The organism is Duganella lactea (assembly GCF_009857505.1).
GTDB lineage: Bacteria > Pseudomonadota > Gammaproteobacteria > Burkholderiales > Burkholderiaceae_D > Rugamonas > Rugamonas lactea.
On record NZ_WWCP01000010.1, the window covers coordinates 1 to 18,697 of the forward strand.

Annotated in this window: 21 protein-coding genes; 7 read left to right on the forward strand and 14 right to left on the reverse strand. The window is 65.1% G+C overall.

The genetic code is table 11. The annotated features are described in order from the left end of the window. The 9 genes from GTP44_RS10470 to GTP44_RS10510 form a co-directional block, all read right to left on the reverse strand. Positions 1 to 560: pilus assembly protein N-terminal domain-containing protein (locus GTP44_RS10470; RefSeq protein WP_229256867.1), on the reverse strand; the 560-nt coding region annotated here is incomplete at its 3' end. A gap of 17 nt (positions 561 to 577) precedes the next feature. Then, positions 578 to 1,444 (reverse strand): Flp pilus assembly protein CpaB, encoded by an 867-nt coding sequence (gene cpaB / locus GTP44_RS10475; RefSeq protein WP_161019379.1) that lies wholly within the window; start codon positions 1,442 to 1,444, stop codon positions 578 to 580. Next, complete coding sequence (locus GTP44_RS10480; RefSeq protein ID WP_229256868.1) at positions 1,441 to 2,829, reverse strand: DUF8689 domain-containing protein; 1,389 nt, start codon at positions 2,827 to 2,829, stop codon at positions 1,441 to 1,443. The genes cpaB and GTP44_RS10480 overlap by 4 nt, the downstream gene beginning before the upstream one ends. Positions 2,830 to 2,837: 8 nt before the next feature. Continuing rightward, positions 2,838 to 3,413 carry an A24 family peptidase gene (locus GTP44_RS10485; RefSeq protein WP_161019380.1) on the reverse strand — a complete coding sequence of 192 codons (576 nt, stop codon included), beginning with the start codon at positions 3,411 to 3,413 and terminating at the stop codon, positions 2,838 to 2,840. Positions 3,414 to 3,528: 115 nt separating this feature from the next. Then, a complete protein-coding gene (locus GTP44_RS10490; protein WP_202424045.1) occupies positions 3,529 to 3,675 on the reverse strand; it encodes a hypothetical protein in 147 nt (48 codons plus the stop codon). 181 nt (positions 3,676 to 3,856) lie between these two features. After that, a complete protein-coding gene (locus tag GTP44_RS10495) occupies positions 3,857 to 4,024 on the reverse strand; it encodes a Flp family type IVb pilin (RefSeq protein WP_202412815.1) in 168 nt (55 codons plus the stop codon). Positions 4,025 to 4,190: 166 nt separating this feature from the next. After that, a complete protein-coding gene (locus GTP44_RS10500; RefSeq protein ID WP_229256869.1) occupies positions 4,191 to 4,781 on the reverse strand; it encodes a nucleotidyltransferase family protein in 591 nt (196 codons plus the stop codon). 6 nt (positions 4,782 to 4,787) lie between these two features. Continuing rightward, positions 4,788 to 5,453 carry a response regulator transcription factor gene (locus tag GTP44_RS10505; protein WP_161019381.1) on the reverse strand — a complete coding sequence of 222 codons (666 nt, stop codon included), beginning with the start codon at positions 5,451 to 5,453 and terminating at the stop codon, positions 4,788 to 4,790. A 15-nt stretch (positions 5,454 to 5,468) separates the two neighbouring features. After that, the gene (locus GTP44_RS10510) at positions 5,469 to 7,151 is read right to left on the reverse strand and encodes a sensor histidine kinase (protein ID WP_229256875.1); all 1,683 of its coding nucleotides are present in this window, start codon (positions 7,149 to 7,151) and stop codon (positions 5,469 to 5,471) included. 371 nt (positions 7,152 to 7,522) lie between these two features. On the opposite strand from GTP44_RS10510, the gene GTP44_RS10515 reads away from it, so the two are divergent. From GTP44_RS10515 to GTP44_RS10525, 3 genes are read left to right on the forward strand one after another with little or no spacing between them, the layout of a single operon-like run. Beyond that, positions 7,523 to 7,972, forward strand: a complete 450-nt coding sequence (locus GTP44_RS10515; protein WP_161019383.1) for a TadE/TadG family type IV pilus assembly protein — start codon at positions 7,523 to 7,525, stop codon at positions 7,970 to 7,972. Further along, positions 7,969 to 8,607: a TadE/TadG family type IV pilus assembly protein gene (locus GTP44_RS10520; RefSeq protein WP_161019384.1), complete on the forward strand. Its 639-nt coding sequence runs from the start codon at positions 7,969 to 7,971 to the stop codon at positions 8,605 to 8,607. Before GTP44_RS10515 ends, GTP44_RS10520 begins: the two co-directional genes overlap by 4 nt. Further along, positions 8,607 to 9,968: a vWA domain-containing protein gene (locus tag GTP44_RS10525; RefSeq protein WP_161019385.1), complete on the forward strand. Its 1,362-nt coding sequence runs from the start codon at positions 8,607 to 8,609 to the stop codon at positions 9,966 to 9,968. Before GTP44_RS10520 ends, GTP44_RS10525 begins: the two co-directional genes overlap by 1 nt. Before the next feature lie 27 nt (positions 9,969 to 9,995). Here the strand turns inward: GTP44_RS10525 and GTP44_RS10530 are convergent, their stop codons facing one another. Then, on the reverse strand, positions 9,996 to 10,478 hold the full coding sequence (locus GTP44_RS10530; protein ID WP_229256870.1) for a DciA family protein: 483 nt from the start codon (positions 10,476 to 10,478) through the stop codon (positions 9,996 to 9,998). 212 nt (positions 10,479 to 10,690) lie between these two features. On the opposite strand from GTP44_RS10530, the gene secA reads away from it, so the two are divergent. The 4 genes from secA to GTP44_RS10550 all read left to right on the forward strand — a co-directional run bounded on the left by secA (position 10,691) and on the right by GTP44_RS10550 (position 16,151). Further along, on the forward strand, positions 10,691 to 13,474 hold the full coding sequence (gene secA / locus GTP44_RS10535) for a preprotein translocase subunit SecA (RefSeq protein WP_161019387.1): 2,784 nt from the start codon (positions 10,691 to 10,693) through the stop codon (positions 13,472 to 13,474). Between the two features lie 154 nt (positions 13,475 to 13,628). Continuing rightward, positions 13,629 to 14,867: a bifunctional glutamate N-acetyltransferase/amino-acid acetyltransferase ArgJ gene (argJ, locus tag GTP44_RS10540; protein WP_161019388.1), complete on the forward strand. Its 1,239-nt coding sequence runs from the start codon at positions 13,629 to 13,631 to the stop codon at positions 14,865 to 14,867. Between the two features lies 1 nt (position 14,868). Beyond that, positions 14,869 to 15,738 carry an ATP-binding protein gene (locus GTP44_RS10545; RefSeq protein WP_161019389.1) on the forward strand — a complete coding sequence of 290 codons (870 nt, stop codon included), beginning with the start codon at positions 14,869 to 14,871 and terminating at the stop codon, positions 15,736 to 15,738. Then, the gene (locus tag GTP44_RS10550) at positions 15,735 to 16,151 is read left to right on the forward strand and encodes an NUDIX domain-containing protein (protein ID WP_161019390.1); all 417 of its coding nucleotides are present in this window, start codon (positions 15,735 to 15,737) and stop codon (positions 16,149 to 16,151) included. The genes GTP44_RS10545 and GTP44_RS10550 overlap by 4 nt, the downstream gene beginning before the upstream one ends. 6 nt (positions 16,152 to 16,157) lie before the next feature. Here GTP44_RS10550 and GTP44_RS10555 read toward each other — a convergent pair whose 3' ends face one another. The 4 genes from GTP44_RS10555 to GTP44_RS10570 form a co-directional block, all read right to left on the reverse strand. After that, a complete protein-coding gene (locus GTP44_RS10555; protein WP_160990885.1) occupies positions 16,158 to 16,331 on the reverse strand; it encodes a DNA gyrase inhibitor YacG in 174 nt (57 codons plus the stop codon). A gap of 8 nt (positions 16,332 to 16,339) precedes the next feature. After that, positions 16,340 to 17,095, reverse strand: a complete 756-nt coding sequence (zapD, locus tag GTP44_RS10560) for a cell division protein ZapD (RefSeq protein WP_161019391.1) — start codon at positions 17,093 to 17,095, stop codon at positions 16,340 to 16,342. A gap of 96 nt (positions 17,096 to 17,191) precedes the next feature. Beyond that, positions 17,192 to 17,824: a dephospho-CoA kinase gene (coaE, locus tag GTP44_RS10565; protein WP_160990883.1), complete on the reverse strand. Its 633-nt coding sequence runs from the start codon at positions 17,822 to 17,824 to the stop codon at positions 17,192 to 17,194. Then, positions 17,821 to 18,693, reverse strand: coding sequence for a prepilin peptidase (locus GTP44_RS10570; RefSeq protein WP_161019392.1), 873 nt, complete (start codon positions 18,691 to 18,693; stop codon positions 17,821 to 17,823). Before GTP44_RS10570 ends, coaE begins: the two co-directional genes overlap by 4 nt. Positions 18,694 to 18,697 lie beyond the last annotated feature (4 nt).

Genomic DNA, 18,697 nt, shown 5'->3' on the forward strand with positions numbered 1-18,697 from the left:
TGGGCGGCGGCGTCGGGCGCGGCGGCGCCGCTGCCGCCGCTGCGGGCGGTGCGTTGCAGGTAGGCGCTGGCCACCGCCACCACCTGCGCCGCGCGCACCGAGTCGGCCACGCTGCCGGACAGGATCAGCGCGTTACCGGAGACGGTCAGGCGGATGTCGCGTTCAGTCGGGAACAGCTCGCTGAACTGCTGGCGCAGGCCGGCGGTGTCCAGGTCGACGCTGATGTCGATGACGCTGGCCTGGTTGGCGCGGTTCCAGACGATCAGGTTGGTCGAGCCGGTGGTCTTGCCGAGCAGGTAGATTTCGCTGGGGTTGAGCAGGATCACGTCGGCGATCTTGGCGTCGCCGACCGCCACCCGCGCGGCCGCGAACGGCAGATGCATCAGGGTCGACTTGCCGGCCGACAGCGTGATCTCGCGCGCCAGTTCAAGCGCGGGCGCGGTGCTGGCCGCAGGGGGCGCTGAAAAAGCTGGCGGCGCGGCGCTCAGCAACACCGCCACGGCAACGGCAACCGCCGCCGGCGGCACGAAGGGGAAGGGCGTAGCGGATACCTTGCTCAAGTCGCGTTCTCCAATGCTTAAAATTGTTGTGAACTACGCTCCAGACCTTTGATGACTTCCACCTTGTCGCCTTGCCGTTGCTCGCGCGGCGGCCTTGGTGGTGGCGCGGGCGCAGCTGTCGCTGGTGGCGTCGGCAACGTGGTGCCGGCGCGCGGCGGGGCGGTGGCGATGGCGCTGTCACCGAGCAAGCTGCTTTTGGTGGCGCCCTCGGTGTTGGCCGATTGCGGATCGACCTGGTTGCGCAGCACCAGCGACAGCGTGCCGACGCTGCGCGCCAGGTCGAGCTGCTCCACCTGTTGCGGCGTCAGTTCCAGCGTGACGGCGTTGACCACTTTCGGCTTGGTATCGTCGCGGCTCGATTCCTGCGCGATCGCCAGCACCAGAATGCGCTCCAGCACGATCTTCGAGATGGCCTGCTCGCGTGCCAGGTGGTCGCCGTAGCTGTCGCTCTGCGTGTTGACCAGGATGTCGACATAGTTACCCGGCAGCGCGAAGCCGGCCACGCCGACCACGTCGTTGACGCGCACCGTCATCGCCCGCTTGCCCTCGGCCACCACCGACGACAGCCCGCCCTGGGTGCCGGCCGGCGCCAGCTTGGCCTCGGTGATCGGTTCGCCGCGCTGGACGTTGGCGCGGGTGATGCGCCCTTCGAGCGCCTTGACGTCGCTGGCGGCGCCGGCCGGCACCGAGTTGGCCGGCCAGTCGACCATGTTCACCAGTTCCGGCGTGATGCGCGCACCCATGCTGATATCGAGCAGCGCCACCGCCACCTTGTTGCTGTTGCTGGCGGACTGGCCGGCGATCCACTGCGCCGCCACCACCACGGCGGCCAGCGCCAGCAGCAGCGCGACACCGATCATTGTCAGAGCACGGGTATTTCTCATCCTTGCCTTCCTTGGCTAAGCGGGTTGGGCGGGTCGCGTCGTTGGCGTTCCCGCGGCTGCGGATCGGCGGCGGCGCGGCGGGCGCCGGCGCCGGCGAAGTAGTTGTGCCAGGCCCAGTCCAGCGCGCGCGCGCTGAGCGCGGGTGGCGTGCTTTCGTAGCGCGCCAGATCGCGCACCTGACGGATCAGGTCGCGTGGATAGCAGGCCAGTAGTGGCGTCTCGTCCTTGGCATGCAGGCCGCTCAGCAAATAGTCGAAGGCGGCGGCGTCGAATGCGATGCCGTACTGCGCGCAGGCCTGGCGGAACAGTTGCTGATATTCGGCGGGCGTTTGCGGCGGTACTTCTATCTTGTATCCCAGCCGGCGCAGGAAAGCGCCATCGGATAAGCGCTCGGGCAGGAAGTTAGACGAGAATACCACGACCACATCGAACGGCACTTGAAAAACCAGGCCGGTGTGCAAGGAAAGATAATCGACGCCACGGTCCATCGGCACGATCCAGCGGTTCATCAGTTCCAGCGGCGAGCAGCGCTGGCGGCCCAGGTCGTCGATGATGAAGATGCCGTTGTTGGCTTTCAAATGAGGAGGCGCTTGATACAGCCGTGTGTTGTGGTCGAAGCGCAGGTCGAGCATCTCCAGCGTCAGCTCGCCGCCAGTCAGCGCGGTGGGCCGTTGCAGGTCGCGTACCCAGCGCGCGTCGCGCGTGCGCAGCAGGTCGTTGCCATCGTCCCGCGGCGCCGCGTCGGCCAGCGGGCGATGTTGCACCGGGTCGTAGAAGGGCACGACCTCGCCGTCGATCATGATGGCGTAGGGCACGGCGATCGCGCCGCGCAGCAGATGGCACAAGCGTTCGGCCAGATAGGTCTTGCCGCTGCCGGCCAGGCCGTAGATGAAGATCGCGCGGCCCGAGTTCATCGCCGCGCCCAGCTGGTCCAGCACCTGCGCGCTGGCCACCACGTCGTGGAAGGCGGCCTGCACATCGGCGCGCGTGACGTGCAGATGGCGCACGCTTTGCGCCGCCATCTGCGCCACGTAGGCGGCCAGCGTGACCGGCGCCGGGCCGGCATAGGCGTTGCGGTTGAGGCAGGCGACGGCGCGCTGCGTGCCGGCCTCGGTCAGATGATAGGTCAGGTCGGCGTCGGTGCCGCTGCCGCCGCTGCGCGTGACCTCGCATAATTTTTCGTTGCGTAAATGCGTCACCAGCGGCGTGATCACGCTGATACTCAATTTCAGATGGCTAGCCAGGTCGGGCAGACGGACCTGACCGCGTTGGAACAGTACCTTGCACAACAGCTCGACCAGGAACAGAAACGGCAGGCCCGTTTCGTCCGTGGTGCGCGGCGCGCGCGCATCGGCGGGGGCGTCGGTCGTCTGCTGGATGTGCATGCGTCCCCTTAGAAAAACAGGTTGCGGCCGGTGGCGGCGCCGAACGCCAGGTAGGGCGCGGCGCCGGCGGCGATCGCCACCGCGTAGGGCAGGCGGCCGCTCGGCGTGGCCGGCGCTTCCATCTTCGGCACCTCGCCGGCGAGCGAGCGCAGCATGCTGTATTTGATCAGGTGCCAGGTGTTGTAGAGCATCGGCTTGAGGCGGCCATTGAAGCCGGCCACCACCAGCGCCAGCACGCCGCCGGCCAGCAGCGTCAATAGCGTGATGCCAGCCACGTCGCCGGGACCGGTGAAAGCACCGAGCATCGCCATCAGTTTGACGTCGCCGGCGCCGAGCGCGCGCATCGCATACATCGGCAGCAGCAGGAGCAGACCGACGGCCAGGCCGGCCAGTGCTTGCCAGATGCCGATGCCACCAAAGACTTGCACGAAGAGACCATCCCCTGCGGGCAAGGCGCCGTTGAACAGCAAGCCCAGCACGGCGCCGCCGAACACCAGCGCATTGGGGATGCGGCGCGTGCGTACATCATTCCAGACAGCCAGTGCCAGCAAGCAGCACAGTATGAGCAACGGCAGGAAGGTCATCAATCACCTTGTTGAAAAGGGAGCAGACGAAGCCTAGTGTATAGAAAATTTCCAGCGTGGCGTGTGCCGCTCTGGAAATTTTTATATCGTTGTGGCGTGGACGCCCGTGATGACTTCAGGTGCGGGAGTTGAGCACCGCCAGGATGGCGATGATGATGATCACTGACGCCAGCGCGGCGACCAGCGCGTACTCCATCAGCGAGGCGCCGTCGTCGTCGCCGATGAAGCGGGCAATGCCGCGGTGGATGGTGGGGAAGCGCATTGCAGGAACTCCAGCAGTAGGGGAGACGAAAGCGCAGTCTATACAGATGAGATCGTTTTCACAGCGGACAAAGCTCCCGATATCGGGTGACATTTGTCATGATTTATTTTCAGGCAAAAAAAGTCCGGAACCGAGGTCCCGGATAACTAACTACAAGGAGCTTACAACAAGGAGACTGGAATCAGGATGATTTGATCAGACCGGAAATATAAGTCAGCGAAGCGGTGATTTTTGGACCGAGGATAGCCAGGCCGGCGGTGATCGCGGCGGCGATGGCGGCGGCCATCAGGGCGTATTCGATGGCGGTGATGCCGTCTTCGTTGCGGAGGAAGTTGTGGATTGCGTTCATGATGAGCCTCGTAAAAGTTGGTTGAGTAAGGAATTACTGCATCAACTAAAACGGGGTTCGGGTTTTAGGTACTGCGTTACTGCTTGTGTGCTGCCGATGAAAGTCATTCTACGCAACTTGCCGTCGCCGCACAGCCGACAAACGTCATCTTTTGCAGTGACATTTGTCACTGCGCGATGATCGTGACACGCGGCCAGCGCGCGGCATAGTTCTTTTGCGCCACCCGCTGGCGATAGGTCGCCACACTCACGCGCGCCGGGTTACGCCGCACCACGCAGTTGAACAGATCATCGAGTCCATGCGGCGCGATCACATGGATCGTATCGTCCGCATCCAGCCACAAGCCCACCGAGGTGGCGTACTCCGGCCACGACGCCACCGCCTCCGGCAGCGATGTCAGCGGCGCGACCGCATGGCCGAAGTAACTTTCAAACCAGTGATGCACGCCAGCCTGATTCGTCACTTCCCACGGGATGTGCGGCATCGCCTCCGCCAGCCGACGCTGCAGCAGCGCATCGCGTTCGGGCGACACATCGGCCGCGTCGAAATAGGCGAGATCCAGATCCGCCAGCGATGACGGTGTGTGATAGTCGTGCAGCGCGTCCCACACCAGGTTGCGTACCACGCCGGCGCCGAGGCACCACGATGACAAGTCCAGTGTGCGCGCCGCGCGCAGGGCCGGCATCAACCACGGCGAGGAAGCGGCGAGATGGCGCAGGCGCCCCTCCAAAGACCAGCCTTGCAAAACGACAGGCATCGTCACTCACACCGCCTGCAGGCCATGTTTGGTCGCATACACATACAGCTCCAGCCGGTTGGCCACGCCCAGCTTCTGATAGATGGTGGTGAGGTTGTTGCGCAGCGTCGGCTCGGCGATGAACAGCCGGGACGCCAGCGCCTTGTTCGGCGCGCCGTTGCCTTCCACCACCAGCGCGACGATCTTGCGCTCCTTCGGCGTCAGCGAGGCGATGCGCGCCGCCTCCGGATCGGCCTGGGCCGGCGCGGAGAACTGACCCAGCAGCGCGTTCATCAGCGCCGGGTCGAGCGCCGTCTCGCCGCGCTGGACCGCGCGTATGCTGTTGAGCACCACGTCGGCCGCCGCCTCCTTGCTGACGACGCCGCGCGCGCCCAGCTTGACCGCCTGCGTCAGCAAACCCTGGTCGCGGTTGCCGCTCAAAATCATCACCTTGACGCCGGGATTGTCCTGCAACAGCCGCGGCAGAATCTCGATCGAGCTGCGGCCCTCCAGATCCAGGTCCAGTACGATCAGGTCCGGCTTCAGCGCGGCGGCCTGCTGCAGCGCGGTGTCGTTGTTGCTGGCGGTGCCGACCAGTTGCAAATCGGCGCCACCGCCGTCGATCAGTTTTTCCAGCCCCCACAACATGGTCTTGTGGTCGTCTACCAGCAGGATGCGGATCGGTGTCGTCATGCGTGTTGGCCTCGCTTATACCGGAATGGCGATGCTGATCGCCGTCGTGCCTTGCGTGGCGCAATCGACGGCGATGGTTCCGCCCAGCGCGGCGGTGCGCTCGGCCAGCGAGCCTGGCAGGAACGCCGTGGCCGGCCCTTCCGGGGTCTCGTTTTCGATGCGTATCCGCAGCTGGCCGTCAGCGTTGCTCAAGCTGATCTTGCCGCTGCGGGCGCGGGTGTGTTTGCGGATATTGTGCATGCCTTCATTCACGATTTGAAATACTTCGGCGGCCAGCCGGTCGCTGATCGACAAGCCCTCCTGTGCCGCGATGACGATCTGGATATCGTAGAACTGCTGCACCTGCTGCGCCTGCCGGCGCAAGGCCACCAGCAGCTCGGCCTCGGTCTGCGCCGCGCCGTTGCGCACGGTGCGCGCGAACTGCCGCATGTCGCCGATGACCTCGGTGGCCATGTCGATCAGTTTATCAAGTTCCGCCGCCAGCGGGTGATCCGATTGCAGCGACTGGCGCAGCGCGCTGATGCCGTGGCGCAGGCCGATATACGGCTGGATCGTGGTGTCGTGCAAGTCACGCGCGATCTTTTGCCGCTCGCGGAAGGCGGCGTCCGAGGCCAGCCGGTCGAGCAGCACGATGTTCTCGATCACCGGGAACACCTGCGCCGCCAGCTGCTGCAAAAACACCGCGTCGTTGCGGCTGAAGCGCTGCCGCGCCGCCACCACATAGATACGCCCCTCGCCCTTGCGCAAGGGCAGCGGCGCGCTGATCAGCGAGCCGGCGTCCAGCAGGTCGGCCAGCGGCGCCACCGTTTCCGGCGGCAGCGGTTGCCAGCGCGTCTCGCCGGGCAGGCGCTGACGCGATTCGACCGTGCGCGCCAGCCGCGGATGCAGCGCCGCCGCGTACTGCACCAGCGCCTGCGGCGCGAACGCCAGCAGCGGCGCGGCGGCGCCCTCGGACAGGCGCGCCAGCGCGGGGCGTCCGTCCGGCGCGCCCGACGAGTGCAACTGCCACGGCGCCTCGCCGCCGTCGCGCATCAGCAACACGCAATTGCTGGCATGGTAAAAGTCGCGCGTCTGGCGCAGCATGGCGGCGATGCTCTGGTCGACACCGAAGCGCGGGTTGGCCAGCTGGCTGACATCGCGCAGCAGGCTCAGGCGGCGGCGCTGCGCCACGCCCAGCCCGCCCCAGTAGGCGATCATGTAACCGAGCGCCAGCACAAAGGCGGTGCGCAGCAACAGGTGGCCGTGGTTGATCTGGCTGTCGGCCAGCCAGGTCGCCGCCGTCAGCGCGCCGGTCGCCCCCAGCGTGATGCGCGCGCCCTCGTCGAAGCCCCACTGGAACGACGCGGTCAGGATGACGAAAAAGAAGAACGGGTAGAAGAAGCTGTTGCCGCCGCCGGTGCAGTACACCATCAGCGCAAACCAGCCGAGGTCGATCCAGTAGACCAGCTTGCCGTGCCAGAAGGGATTGCGGTAGCGCCGCGCCGCCAGCAGCAGCGCCAGCGCGTGCAGCAGGTAGCCGCCGAAGATCAGCGCGTCGAGCAGCGTGCGCACGCCGTCCCGGTTGCCCAGGTCGCCCGGCGCGACCCACAGCGTCAGGAGGGCGGTCAGCGCCAGCAGCAGGCGCATGACAAACACCATCGAGGCGCCGCCGGCGTCGCCGCCGGCTTGCAGCGTGGCGGCAGGGGGGCTGTGTGGCATCACGGTCGGTCTCCAGGCCGCCGGTCTCGGCGGCGGTCGCTATGCAGCAAAACTACACAAAATAGCGTATCGATAGTTGTTGCTAACGCAATCGAGTCTACGCAGACATTGCTGCCATGTCCAGCCGGAGCGTGCTACGCTGCCACCAGGATGCCCGTCCGGCCACGCCGGACACCGTGTTGTTGAGGTTGACCTCGCCGATTAAATCACCGAGCGGAGTACCATGAATCGCACTACAATGGCTTACCGTCACCGCACTCCCGTGGCGCTGCGACCGGCACCGAGCGTGCCGGCCAGCCACCGCACCGCACCGCGCCGCGCCATTCGCGCCTGCGCTGTTTGTCCCGACCCCACCGTACCACGGACGCAACATGATCAAAGTACCCGCCCGCCCGCGCCGTCAGCGCGGCTCGGCCGTCGTCGAGATGGCCATCGTCGCCCCGGTGGCGTTTTTGCTGCTGATCGGCGTGATCGAATTCAGCCTGGTGTTCTTCGTCACGCTGACCATGCAGTACGCGGTGCGCGAGGGCGCGCGCTACGCCATCACTGGGCGCAGCGACGCCAACAGCACGCAGCTGGCCTCGGTGATGAACGTGATCCGCAACAACTCCGCCGGCTATCTCGACAGCGTGTGCCCGACCTTCTCGGTCAACGGCACCGCCTCCTCGTCCGGCAACGCCGGCCCCTTGCTGGGCGGGGTCGGCGACATCGTCGTGCTGCGGCTCGACTGCACGTGGAAACTGGCCACGCCGATCGTCGCCGCCGTGTTCCCCAACGGCGAATACAAGTTCGCCGTGGCCGCCACCATGACCAACCAATGACGGCGCGCCGTCCGCTCCCTCGGCGCACGCGCGGCCGCGGCCTGGCCGCCGTGGAATTCGCGCTGCTGCTGCCGGTGCTGCTGCTGCTGCTGATCGCGCTGGTCGACATCGCGCGCGCACTGCAGGCGCAGATGATCCTGATTAACATCAGCCGCGAGGCCGCCAGCATGACCGCCTACGGCAAGCTGCAACTGTCGGAAAACGCCCAGACGCTGATCGGCCAGGTGGCGGCGTCGGCGCCGCCGCTCGACATGAACAAGCTGGGCATGGTCTACATCACCCGCATCATGGGCAGCACCAGCGGCGGCACCACCCGCAGCGTGGTGCTGGAGCAGTACCGCTGGGACGACCCCGGCACCAACCGCGGCTACCGCGTCAGCGGCTACGCCCCGCTCAGCAAGATCTGGAGCTGCAGCAACTGGGGCGGCGCTGGCGCTGGCGCCGGCACCTGCGCCGTGCCCAGCGGCAGCAGCGCGCCGGTGGTGTCGATGATGAGCGGCCAGTTACTCGACGGCGAAGTAATCTACGTGGTCGAGGTGTTCTACAAATTCAATATGCTGTTCCAGAGCTTCAGCGTCGGCGGCTTCAGCACGCCGGCGGCGGTGACCGATTTCTATTCGATGACGGTGTTCTGATGATGCGTACACGGCACACACAACGCGGCGGCGTCATGGTGATGGTGGTGATCTCGCTGGTGACCTTGCTGGCGGTGGTCGGCCTCGCCTTCAGCGCCGGCCTCAGCTACCTGGTGCGCTCCAAGCTCAACGCCGCCACCGACGCCGCCGGCCTGGCCGCCGCACGCGCCATCAGCAACGGCAACAACCAGAGCGAGCAGACGGCCAACGCCAAGGCCGCCGGGCAGCGCTTCTTCGCCGCCAACTTCCCGCCCAACTACCTGATGGCGAACGCCACGCTGAACGACATCGGCGTCGCCTTCAGCGGCAGCGAGGTGACGATCACCGTCAGCGCCTCGGCCACGCTGCCGACCGTGCTGTTTGGCGGCTTCGCCAGCGGCGTGCTGACGCCGTCGGTGCTGACCGAAACCAAGCGCAAGGACCTCGACATGGTGCTGGTGATGGACGTCTCCGGCTCGCTGGCGCCGTCCGCCAGCAATGTGCGCAGTTCGGCGATCACCTTCCTCAACCAGTTCAACGTCACGCGCGACCGCGTCGGCCTGGTGCGCTTCGCCTTCGGCGGCATCGTCGACGACCCGATCCTGCAGACCGCGCGCGGCTTTGATCGCGCCAGCATGACCAATCACATCAAGGCCTACACGTTTAGTGGCGCGACCGCCTCGGCCGAAGGCATGTACTGGGCGCGGCAGCAGATCAACAGCGTGCCGACGGCCAACCTGAACCGCTCGAACCTGCGCGTCATCGTGTTCTTCTCGGACGGCACGCCGAACTCGATCGGCGCCTACCTGAACTGGAAGATTCCCGGCTTGTGCACCACGGCGGGCGTGGCCTACACCGACGACGACGGTGCCGGCGCGCCGGCCGGGCTGTACAAGCTGGACCAGCAATACGACGACATCGGCGGCACCTGCACGCCGTCCGACCTGCCGGGCTGGGCGGCCTCGCTGCCGGACTGGTACAATGCCCACGCCGCCAACTGGCTGGTGGCCAACGACCCGGCGCAGACGCCGCGCGAATTCCCCATCGTCACCAACTCGCCACGCGTGGTCACCAACACGCTGAACTACCAGAACGTCAACCGCGCCGCGCGCAACCTGGTCGAAGCGATGGCGGCGAAATCGCGCGACGAAGGCATCTATATATTCACACTGGGGCTGGGGGCCAGCCTGAAGGCGGCCACCGGCTACGACGGCGAGCGCGGCGAGGACACGCTGAAGTGCATGGCCAACGCGGTGGACGCGCCGTCGCGCTGCTACAACCCGGCCAAGCCGGTGGGCCTGTACTGCTACGCCGCCACCCAGTCGGATCTAACGCCGTGCTTCTCCAAGCTGGCTTCCGCCATCCTGCGCATCTCCAAGTAAAGGACGGTGTCAGACCTGACACCGGGTTTAGCCGTCGGCGCGGCGGCGCGCCACCATCGCCTTCAGCGCGTCGATCAGCGCGCTGTTCTGCGGGCTGGCTTCCAGCGAGGCGCTCAGTTGATCGAACGCGTCCACCGCCGCCGGCGGCAGTTCCAGCGAACGCATCTTTTCCTTGATTTCGGCCGCCTTGGTCATCTGCACCTTGAGGCGCACGCCGCTCACCTGCCAGCCGCGCTGCGCCAGGGTGTCTTGTAATTTGGGTAATTGCTGCTTCAGCTTGGCCGCCAGCGCCGTCGTCGGCAGCGATAGCAGCAGTTGCCCGTCCTCGAACGACAGGATGGCGGCGTGCTGGAACATGACCGGCAGGCAGTCGGCGCAGTCTTTCTGTAGCCGCGCCATGCGCTCGATGGCCGGCAGTAACGAGGCCATTTTGTCGTTGCGGCGCAGGAAATCGGTGGCTTCCACCGCCGTGCGGCGCTTCAGCGAGATGTTGGAGGAGTTGAATCGCATTTGCCGAAACATATCACAGCGCCCAAAGATCGTCACCAGCAGTTAAAATCACTTGATTTTGTGACACGGTTCACCTTTGGGCTATTGTTATATAGGCTAATAACCCAATCTAGCACCGGACGCGTGATAAAATCACCGTCTTTTGCCACAGTCCAACTCCGTGCAGCAGGGCGCAGGGCTTTTTTTAACGGCGTTTTTACAAGAATTCAAGCATGTCTTTTCTGACCAAGATTTTCGGCAGCCGCAACCAGCGCCTGCTCAAGCAATACCAAAAAACGGTACGCGAGATCAATGCGCTCGAGCCGGCCATGGAAAAACTGTCGGACGCCGAGCTGCAAGCCAAGACGCCCGCCTTCAAGGAGCGCCTCGCCGCCGGCGAGACGCTGGACCAGATCCTGCCGGAAGCCTTCGCCGTCTGCCGCGAGGCGTCCAAGCGCGTCATGAAGATGCGCCACTTCGATGTGCAGATGATCGGCGGCATGGTGCTGCATTACGGCAAAATCGCCGAGATGGGCACCGGCGAGGGTAAAACCCTGACCGCCACGCTGCCGGCCTACCTGAACGCGTTGGCCGGCAAGGGCGTGCACATCGTCACCGTCAATGATTACCTGGCGCAGCGCGACGCCGAGACCATGTCCAAGCTGTACGGCTGGCTGGGCCTGAGCACCGGCATCAACCTGTCACAGATGGAGCACAGCGCCAAGCAGCAGGCGTACGCCTCGGACATCACCTACGGCACCAACAACGAATTCGGCTTCGACTACCTGCGCGACAACATGGTGTTCGACGCCAAGGACCGCGTGCAGCGCGTGCTGAACTTCGGCATCGTCGATGAAGTCGACTCGATCCTGATCGATGAAGCCCGTACCCCGCTGATCATCTCCGGCCAGGCCGAGAACCACACCGATCTGTACTACAAGATCAACGAACTGCCGCCGCTGCTGACGCTGCAAGTCGGCGAGGAAACCGCCGACGGCAAGGGCAAGATCGAGGTGCCGGGCGACTACACCAAGGACGAAAAAGCCCACCAGGTGCTGCTGACCGAAGCCGGCCACGAAAAGGCCGAAGCCATCCTGACCAAGATGGGCCTGCTGCCGGAAGGCGCCTCGCTGTACGACTCGGCCAACATCACGCTGGTGCACCACCTGTACGCGGCGCTGCGCGCGCACGCGCTGTACTTCAAGGATCAGCACTACGTGGTGCAGAACAATGAAGTGGTGATCGTCGATGAATTCACCGGCCGTCTGATGACCGGCCGCCGCTGGTCCGACGGCCTGCACCAGGCGGTCGAGGCGAAAGAGGGTGTCAAGATCCAGAACGAGAACCAGACGCTGGCCTCGATCACCTTCCAGAACTATTTCCGCATGTACGCCAAGCTGGCCGGCATGACCGGCACGGCCGACACCGAAGCCTACGAGTTCCAGGAAATCTACGGTCTGGAAACCGTGGTGGTGCCGCCGAACCGTCCATCGGCCCGCAAGGACCGTCAGGACCAGGTGTACAAATCGGCGCAAGAGAAATACAACGCGATGATGCTGGAAATCCGCGAGTGTTACGAACGCGGCCAGCCGGTGCTGGTGGGCACCACCTCGATTGAAAACTCCGAGCTGCTGTCGGGCATCCTGACCAAGGCCAATCTGCCGCACAACGTGCTGAACGCGAAACAGCACGCCCGCGAAGCGGAGATCATCGCCCAGGCAGGTTCGCCCAAAGCCATCACCATCGCCACTAATATGGCCGGCCGCGGCACCGACATCGTGCTGGGTGGTAACGTTGAAAAACAAATCCAGTTCATCGAGGCCAATCCCGACCTGAGCGACGCCGACAAGGCCGCGCAAGCGCAGGCGCTGCGCGACGGCTGGCAGGCGCTGCACGAGCAAGTGGTGGCCGCCGGCGGCCTGCACATCGTCGGCACCGAGCGTCACGAATCGCGCCGCGTCGACAACCAGCTGCGTGGCCGCGCCGCGCGTCAGGGCGATCCGGGCATGTCGCGCTTCTTCCTGTCGCTGGACGATCCGCTGCTGCGCATCTTCGCCGGCGACCGCGTGCGCGCCGTCATGGACCGCCTGAAGATGCCGGAAGGCGAGCCGATCGAAGCGGGCATCGTCTCGCGCTCGATCGAGACCGCGCAGCGCAAGGTCGAGGCGCGCAACTTCGACATCCGTAAGCAACTGCTGGAATACGACGACGTCGCCAACGACCAGCGTAAAGTGATCTACCAGCAGCGTAACGAACTGCTGGAGGCGACCGATATTTCGGAACTGATCCAGTCGCTGCGTCACGGCGCCTTCACCGACCTGGTGCGCGAATACGTGCCGGCGGAATCGGTCGAGGAGCAGTGGAACCTGAAGGGGCTGGAAGCGGTGCTGGCGGCCGAATGGCAGCTCGACGTGCCGCTGACCAAGATGGTCGAGGACGAGCCGAACCTGACCGACGACGACATCGTCGAGCGCGTGGTGGCGGCGGCCGATGTGCTGTACCAGTCGAAGATCGAGATCGTCGGCAAGGAATCGTTCGGCGGCTTCGAGCGCAACGTCATGCTGCAATCGGTCGACTCGCACTGGCGCGAACACCTGGCGGCGCTGGACCACCTGCGTCAGGGCATCCATCTGCGCGGCTATGCGCAGAAGAATCCGAAGCAGGAATACAAGCGCGAAGCGTTCGAGCTGTTCGGCCAGATGCTGGACATGATCAAGAACGAAGTCGTCAAGCTGATCATGACGGTGCGCATCCAGTCGCGCGAAGAGATCGACGCGGCGGAAGCGGCGATGCAGCAATCGCACCTGGAAAACGTCAGCTACCAGCACGCCGACTTCAACCCGGACGCGGCGCCGGAAGACCTGCTGGCGCCGCCGCAATTCAGCGGCCTGCCGCCGGAACTGCAGAACCTGACGGGCGAACAGCTGATGGAGCTGGGCCTGAAAGTCGGCCGCAACGACCCCTGCCCATGCGGCAGCGGCAAGAAGTACAAGGCTTGCCACGGTAAGCTGGCCTAAACAAAACCGGTGTCAGGTCTGACAAAAGCACACGGGCTCAACTGCGTAGCAGTTGAGCCCGTGTGCTTTTGTCAGACCTGACACCGGTTTTTCCGCGCAGCCGCGTGAGGGATTACAATAGCGGCTCCTCTTTTTCATCCTCTGAGATCACATTATGGCCGTCAATTCCCCTCTGCCCATCGCCGCCGAACTGAAGCCTGTCGCCGGTGTTGAAATCGGCTATGCCGAAGCCGGTATCAAGAAGCCGAACCGCAAGGATGTGCTGGTGATGAAACTGGCGCCGACCGCGACCGTGGCCGGCGTGTTTACGCTGAACCGCTTCTGCGCCGCGCCGGTGCAGATCGCCAAGGCGCACCTGGCCGCCGCCCAAACCAGCGGCCAGCCGATCACCGCGCTGCTGGTCAATACCGGCAACGCCAACGCCGGTACCGGTGAACTGGGCCTGTCGCTGGCGCATCAGACCTGCGCGGCGCTGGCCGCGCAACTGGGCGTGGCGCCGACGCAGATACTGCCGTTCTCGACCGGCGTGATCCTGGAGCCGCTGCCGGCCGCCAAAGTGATCGCCGGCCTGCCGCAAGCCGTGGCCGGCCTGAAGGCCGACAACTGGTATCACGCCGCCGAAGCCATCATGACCACCGACACCCAGCCGAAAGCCGGCTCGCGCAGCGTGACCATCGGCGGCCACAGCGTGACCATGACCGGCATCTCCAAAGGCGCGGGCATGATCAAGCCGAACATGGCGACTATGCTCGGCTATCTGGCGTTCGACGCCGCCGTGGCGCAGCCGGTGCTCGATGAGCTGGTCAAGTACGCGGCCGACCGTTCGTTCAACTGCATCACCATCGACGGCGATACGTCGACCAACGATTCCTTCATGCTGATCGCCACCGGCGCCGGCACGCTGAAAATCACTTCGGTGGACCAGCCCGAGTACGCGCAGCTGCGCGACGCCGTCACCGAACTGTCGTTGTTCCTGGCGCAAGCCATCGTGCGCGACGGCGAGGGCGCGACCAAGTTCATCAGCATCATCGTGGAACAGGGCGCCAACGTGGAGGAGTGCCGCAAGATCGCCTATTCGATCGGCCACTCGCCGCTGGTCAAGACCGCCTTCTTCGCCTCCGACCCGAATCTGGGTCGTATCCTGGCCGCCATTGGCTACGCCGGCGTCGACGATCTGGACGTGTCCAAGCTGAACCTGTACCTGGATGAGGTGTGGGTGGCCAAGAACGGCGGCCGCAATCCGGACTACAAGGAAGAGGACGGCCAGCGCGTGATGCAGCAGGCCGAGATCACCGTGCGCGTCAAACTGGCGCGCGGCGCCGCCAGCGCGACGGTGTACACCTGCGACCTGTCGCACGATTACGTGTCGATCAACGCCGACTACCGTTCCTGAGATGTCGGCCGCCCTCGAACAATTCCTGGCCCGCGCCGAGGCCTTGCTGGCGCGGGTCGAGGCCATTCTGCCGCCGGCCGCGCCGCAGCCGCAGTGGGAGCGCGGTTACGCGTTCCGCTGGCGGCAGCGCGCCAACGGTCCGAGCTATCTGCAGGCGGTGACGCAGGTGTCCGACATCGCACTGAACGACTTGCAGCACATCGGCCCGCAGAAGGCGCAGATTGAGCAGAACACGCGGCAGTTCGTCGCGGGCAAGCCGGCCAACAACGTGCTGCTGACCGGCGCGCGCGGCACCGGCAAGTCGTCGCTGATCAAGGCGTGCCTGAACCAGTTCGCCAACGATGGCTTGCGCCTGATCGAAGTCGACAAGGCCGATCTGGCCGAGCTGCCGGACATCGTCGAGCTGGTCGCGGGGCGGCCGGAGCGCTTCATCATCTTCTGCGACGACCTGTCGTTTGAAGAGGGCGAGAGCGGCTACAAGGCGCTGAAGGTGGCGCTGGACGGCAGCATCTCGGCGCAGTCGGACAATGTGCTGATCTACGCGACCTCGAACCGCCGCCACCTGCTGCCGGAGCGCATGTCCGACAACATGAGCTACAAGCACGACGAGAACGGCGATCTGCATCCGGGCGAGACGGTGGAGGAGAAGATTTCGCTGTCCGAGCGCTTCGGCCTGTGGCTGACGTTCTATCCGTTCCGGCAGGACGATTATCTGACCATCGTCGCGCACTGGCTGGCCTCGCTGGGCTGCAGCGAGGCGCAGATCGCGGCGGCGCGTGGCGACGCCCTGCGCTGGGCCTTGCAGCGCGGTTCGCGTTCGGGCCGCGTGGCGTGGCAGTTCGCCAAGGATTACGCGGGGAAGCTGGCATGACGCAGAAGCCGATCGATGTCGCGGTGGGCATTCTGGTCAAGCCGAACGGTGACGTGCTGCTGGGCCAGCGCCCGGCGGGCAAGCCGTATGACGGCTACTGGGAATTTCCCGGCGGTAAAGTCGATCCGGGCGAGACGATCCTGCAGGCGCTGCAACGCGAGTTTGTCGAGGAGCTGGGACTGACCATCCACAGCGCCGAGGAGTGGTGCGGCGTCGAGTACGTCTATCCGCACGCGCATGTGCGGCTGCATTTTTTCATCAGCCGTGATTGGTCGGGCGAGCCGCAGAGTCTGGAAGGTCAGGCGTTCGCGTGGCAGGGGACGGTGGGCGTGGAGCCGCTGTTGCCAGCGACGATACCGCTGCTGGAGTGGCTGGAGCAGGTGCGCCACCCCGTCACCGCCGCGCGGGGATAACGGGTCTTACTCTTCGTCGATGGCGTCTTTGGGCGGGGCGGCGGGAATCGCGTACTTTTCCTCGGCCCATGCGCCGAGGTCGATTTTCTTGCAGCGTTCCGAGCAGAACGGGCGAAACTTGTTTTCCGGCTTCCACGCCACTTTGGCGGCGCAGGTCGGGCATTCAACTACAGTGGTCATGAGATTGGTCAGAAGTTACAGAGGGTCAGCTCGAATGGTACATCATCTTCCAGCGGCTTGGGTTTCAGATCGCCGCCCTGCGAGGTGAAGCGCACCCACAGCATGTACTTGTTGGCGGAAATCTCCGGAATCGCCCCCTGCGATGCATCCAGCGTCAGCCGCAGCATCTGATACACCTTGCCCTGCAACATTTGCTGATAGCTGCCGGCCACGGCGATCATCTTCACCGGCCCGCCCGAATCGCGCAGCAGGCGCAGCACCAGGGCCAGCGCGTCGAACAGCGGCGCCAGCGGCGCGAACCAGTTGATGATGTCGTTAAAGCGCGCCTCGGCCGGCCGCTGTTGCCAGGCGTAGTAAGACGGCAGGTCGAATTCGCAGGCGCCGCCCGGAATGATGGTGCGGCCGCGGATGCTCATCAGCCACTCGTTGTCGCGTACGTTCTGGCCGGTCTTGCCCTGCGCCGCCACCAGCGCGCCGCTGACGCCGTCCACCTCGGCCAGAATGGCGTCCAGCATCTCTGGTTCGACATTCGGATTCATGCGGTAGCCCAGCAGCGTTTGGCGCTGGCGCTCCAGTTCCTGCAGCAGATCGGATTTCAGGTCGGCGCGGCCGGCCACTTCCAGCATGTCGAAGATGGTCGACAGCGCCACATGGTGCTGCATCGGATGTTCTTGATGCACAAAGAACTTGAATTTCTCGTACAAATCCTCCAGGCGCAACAACGTGCGGATGCGCTCGTTGAAAGGATATTCGTAGACGATCAAAATGACATCCCTCTATAGATGGACATGCAGCAATTAATTCTCGTGATTTTGAAGCAAGCCAAGCAAAATTACAAACGTTGCGAAGGCATTATTGCCCTAATCCGCGAAATTACCAGCAAATTTGCGGCACATGTGCAGATAATCGGCGTGTAGACGTTCGACCTGCGCCGTCAACTCCGCAATTCCTGCATTATTGACAATCACATCGTCCGCCGCCGCCAGCCTTTGCGCCCGGCTCACTTGTGTCGCCATGATGGCGCGGACTTGCGCTTCCGGCAAATTGTTACGCGCCATCACGCGGGCAATTTGCACTTCTTCCGCACAGTCTACCGCCAGCACGCGGGTGACGCGCGCACGCCACGTTCCGGACTCGATCAGCAGCGGCACCGCGTAGATCACATAACTGCCGCTGGCGGCGGCGCCGGCGGCCAGCGCGGCGTCGCGGATGCGCGGGTGCAGGATGGCTTCCAGCCGCGCCTTGGCGCCGGCGTCGGCGAACACCAGCGCGCGCATGCGGGCGCGGTCCATGGCGCCGCTGGCGTCGGCGAACCCGGGGCCGAAGGCGCGCACGATGTCGGCCATCGCCGGCCCGTGCGGCGCCGTCATGGCGTGGGCGATGACGTCGGTATCGACGATGGTGGCGCCGCGCGCGGCGAACATGTCGGCCACGGTGCTCTTGCCGCTGCCGATGCCGCCGGTCAGGCCGATGGCGAACGGCGGCTGGCTCATGGCTGGCCCAGGCGCATGGTCAGGCCCAGCAGCGGGGCGCTGTACAGCATGGCGATCAGGCCGGCGGCGGCCAGGTAGGGGCCGAACGGAATCGGATTGTTGCGCGCGCGTCGGGCAAAGAGGATCAGGCCGACGCCGACCACCGCCCCCACCAGCGACGACAGCAGCACGATGGCCGGCAGCATGGTCCAGCCCAGCCACGCGCCCAGCGCGGCCAGCAGCTTGAAGTCGCCGTAGCCCATGCCTTCCTTGCCGGTGGCCAGCTTGAACAGCCAGTACACCGACCACAGCGCCAGATAACCGGCCGCCGCGCCGATCACCGCGTCCCGCAGCGGCACGAAGGTGCCGTTGATGTTGACCAGCAGGCCGGCCCACAGCAGCGGATAGGTCAGGTCGTCCGGCAACAGCTTGGTGTCGGCGTCGATGAAGGTCAGGGCGATCAGCACGTACAGGAAGCACAGCGCCGCCAGCCCGGCCTGGCCGCTGCCGAAGCGCCACACCACCAGCGCCGACAGCGCACCGGTCAGCAGCTCCACCAGTGGATAGCGCGGTGAAATCGCCGCCTTGCAGCCACGGCACTTGCCGCGCAACGCCAGCCAGCTGAGGACCGGAATGTTTTCCATCGCGGTGATCTGGTGCTGGCAGTGCGGGCAGGCCGAGCGCGGCACCATCAGGTTGTAGCGGTCGGTGTGCGGCAGCGGCTTGCCGGACTCTTCGGCCACGTAGTTGTCGGACTCGCGCTGCATCATGATCGGCAGGCGGTGGATCACCACGTTGAGGAAGCTGCCGAACAGCAGGCCGAAGACGCCGGCGATGAGGCTGATGGCGAGGTCGCCGGCGGGGGCGAACAGCAGGGAGGTGTGCAGCATGGGT

Coding starts and splice junctions, on each gene's coding strand:
- cpaB (WP_161019379.1), bottom strand. CDS start 1,444: ATGAGAAATACCCGTGCTCTGACAATGATCGGTGTCGCGCTGCTGCTG.
- GTP44_RS10480 (WP_229256868.1), bottom strand. CDS start 2,829: ATGCACATCCAGCAGACGACCGACGCCCCCGCCGATGCGCGCGCGCCG.
- GTP44_RS10485 (WP_161019380.1), bottom strand. CDS start 3,413: ATGACCTTCCTGCCGTTGCTCATACTGTGCTGCTTGCTGGCACTGGCT.
- GTP44_RS10490 (WP_202424045.1), bottom strand. CDS start 3,675: ATGCGCTTCCCCACCATCCACCGCGGCATTGCCCGCTTCATCGGCGAC.
- GTP44_RS10495 (WP_202412815.1), bottom strand. CDS start 4,024: ATGAACGCAATCCACAACTTCCTCCGCAACGAAGACGGCATCACCGCC.
- GTP44_RS10500 (WP_229256869.1), bottom strand. CDS start 4,781: ATGCCTGTCGTTTTGCAAGGCTGGTCTTTGGAGGGGCGCCTGCGCCAT.
- GTP44_RS10505 (WP_161019381.1), bottom strand. CDS start 5,453: ATGACGACACCGATCCGCATCCTGCTGGTAGACGACCACAAGACCATG.
- GTP44_RS10510 (WP_229256875.1), bottom strand. CDS start 7,151: ATGCCACACAGCCCCCCTGCCGCCACGCTGCAAGCCGGCGGCGACGCC.
- GTP44_RS10515 (WP_161019383.1), top strand. CDS start 7,523: ATGATCAAAGTACCCGCCCGCCCGCGCCGTCAGCGCGGCTCGGCCGTC.
- GTP44_RS10520 (WP_161019384.1), top strand. CDS start 7,969: ATGACGGCGCGCCGTCCGCTCCCTCGGCGCACGCGCGGCCGCGGCCTG.
- GTP44_RS10525 (WP_161019385.1), top strand. CDS start 8,607: ATGATGCGTACACGGCACACACAACGCGGCGGCGTCATGGTGATGGTG.
- GTP44_RS10530 (WP_229256870.1), bottom strand. CDS start 10,478: ATGCGATTCAACTCCTCCAACATCTCGCTGAAGCGCCGCACGGCGGTG.
- secA (WP_161019387.1), top strand. CDS start 10,691: ATGTCTTTTCTGACCAAGATTTTCGGCAGCCGCAACCAGCGCCTGCTC.
- argJ (WP_161019388.1), top strand. CDS start 13,629: ATGGCCGTCAATTCCCCTCTGCCCATCGCCGCCGAACTGAAGCCTGTC.
- GTP44_RS10545 (WP_161019389.1), top strand. CDS start 14,869: ATGTCGGCCGCCCTCGAACAATTCCTGGCCCGCGCCGAGGCCTTGCTG.
- GTP44_RS10550 (WP_161019390.1), top strand. CDS start 15,735: ATGACGCAGAAGCCGATCGATGTCGCGGTGGGCATTCTGGTCAAGCCG.
- GTP44_RS10555 (WP_160990885.1), bottom strand. CDS start 16,331: ATGACCACTGTAGTTGAATGCCCGACCTGCGCCGCCAAAGTGGCGTGG.
- coaE (WP_160990883.1), bottom strand. CDS start 17,824: ATGAGCCAGCCGCCGTTCGCCATCGGCCTGACCGGCGGCATCGGCAGC.
- GTP44_RS10570 (WP_161019392.1), bottom strand. CDS start 18,693: ATGCTGCACACCTCCCTGCTGTTCGCCCCCGCCGGCGACCTCGCCATC.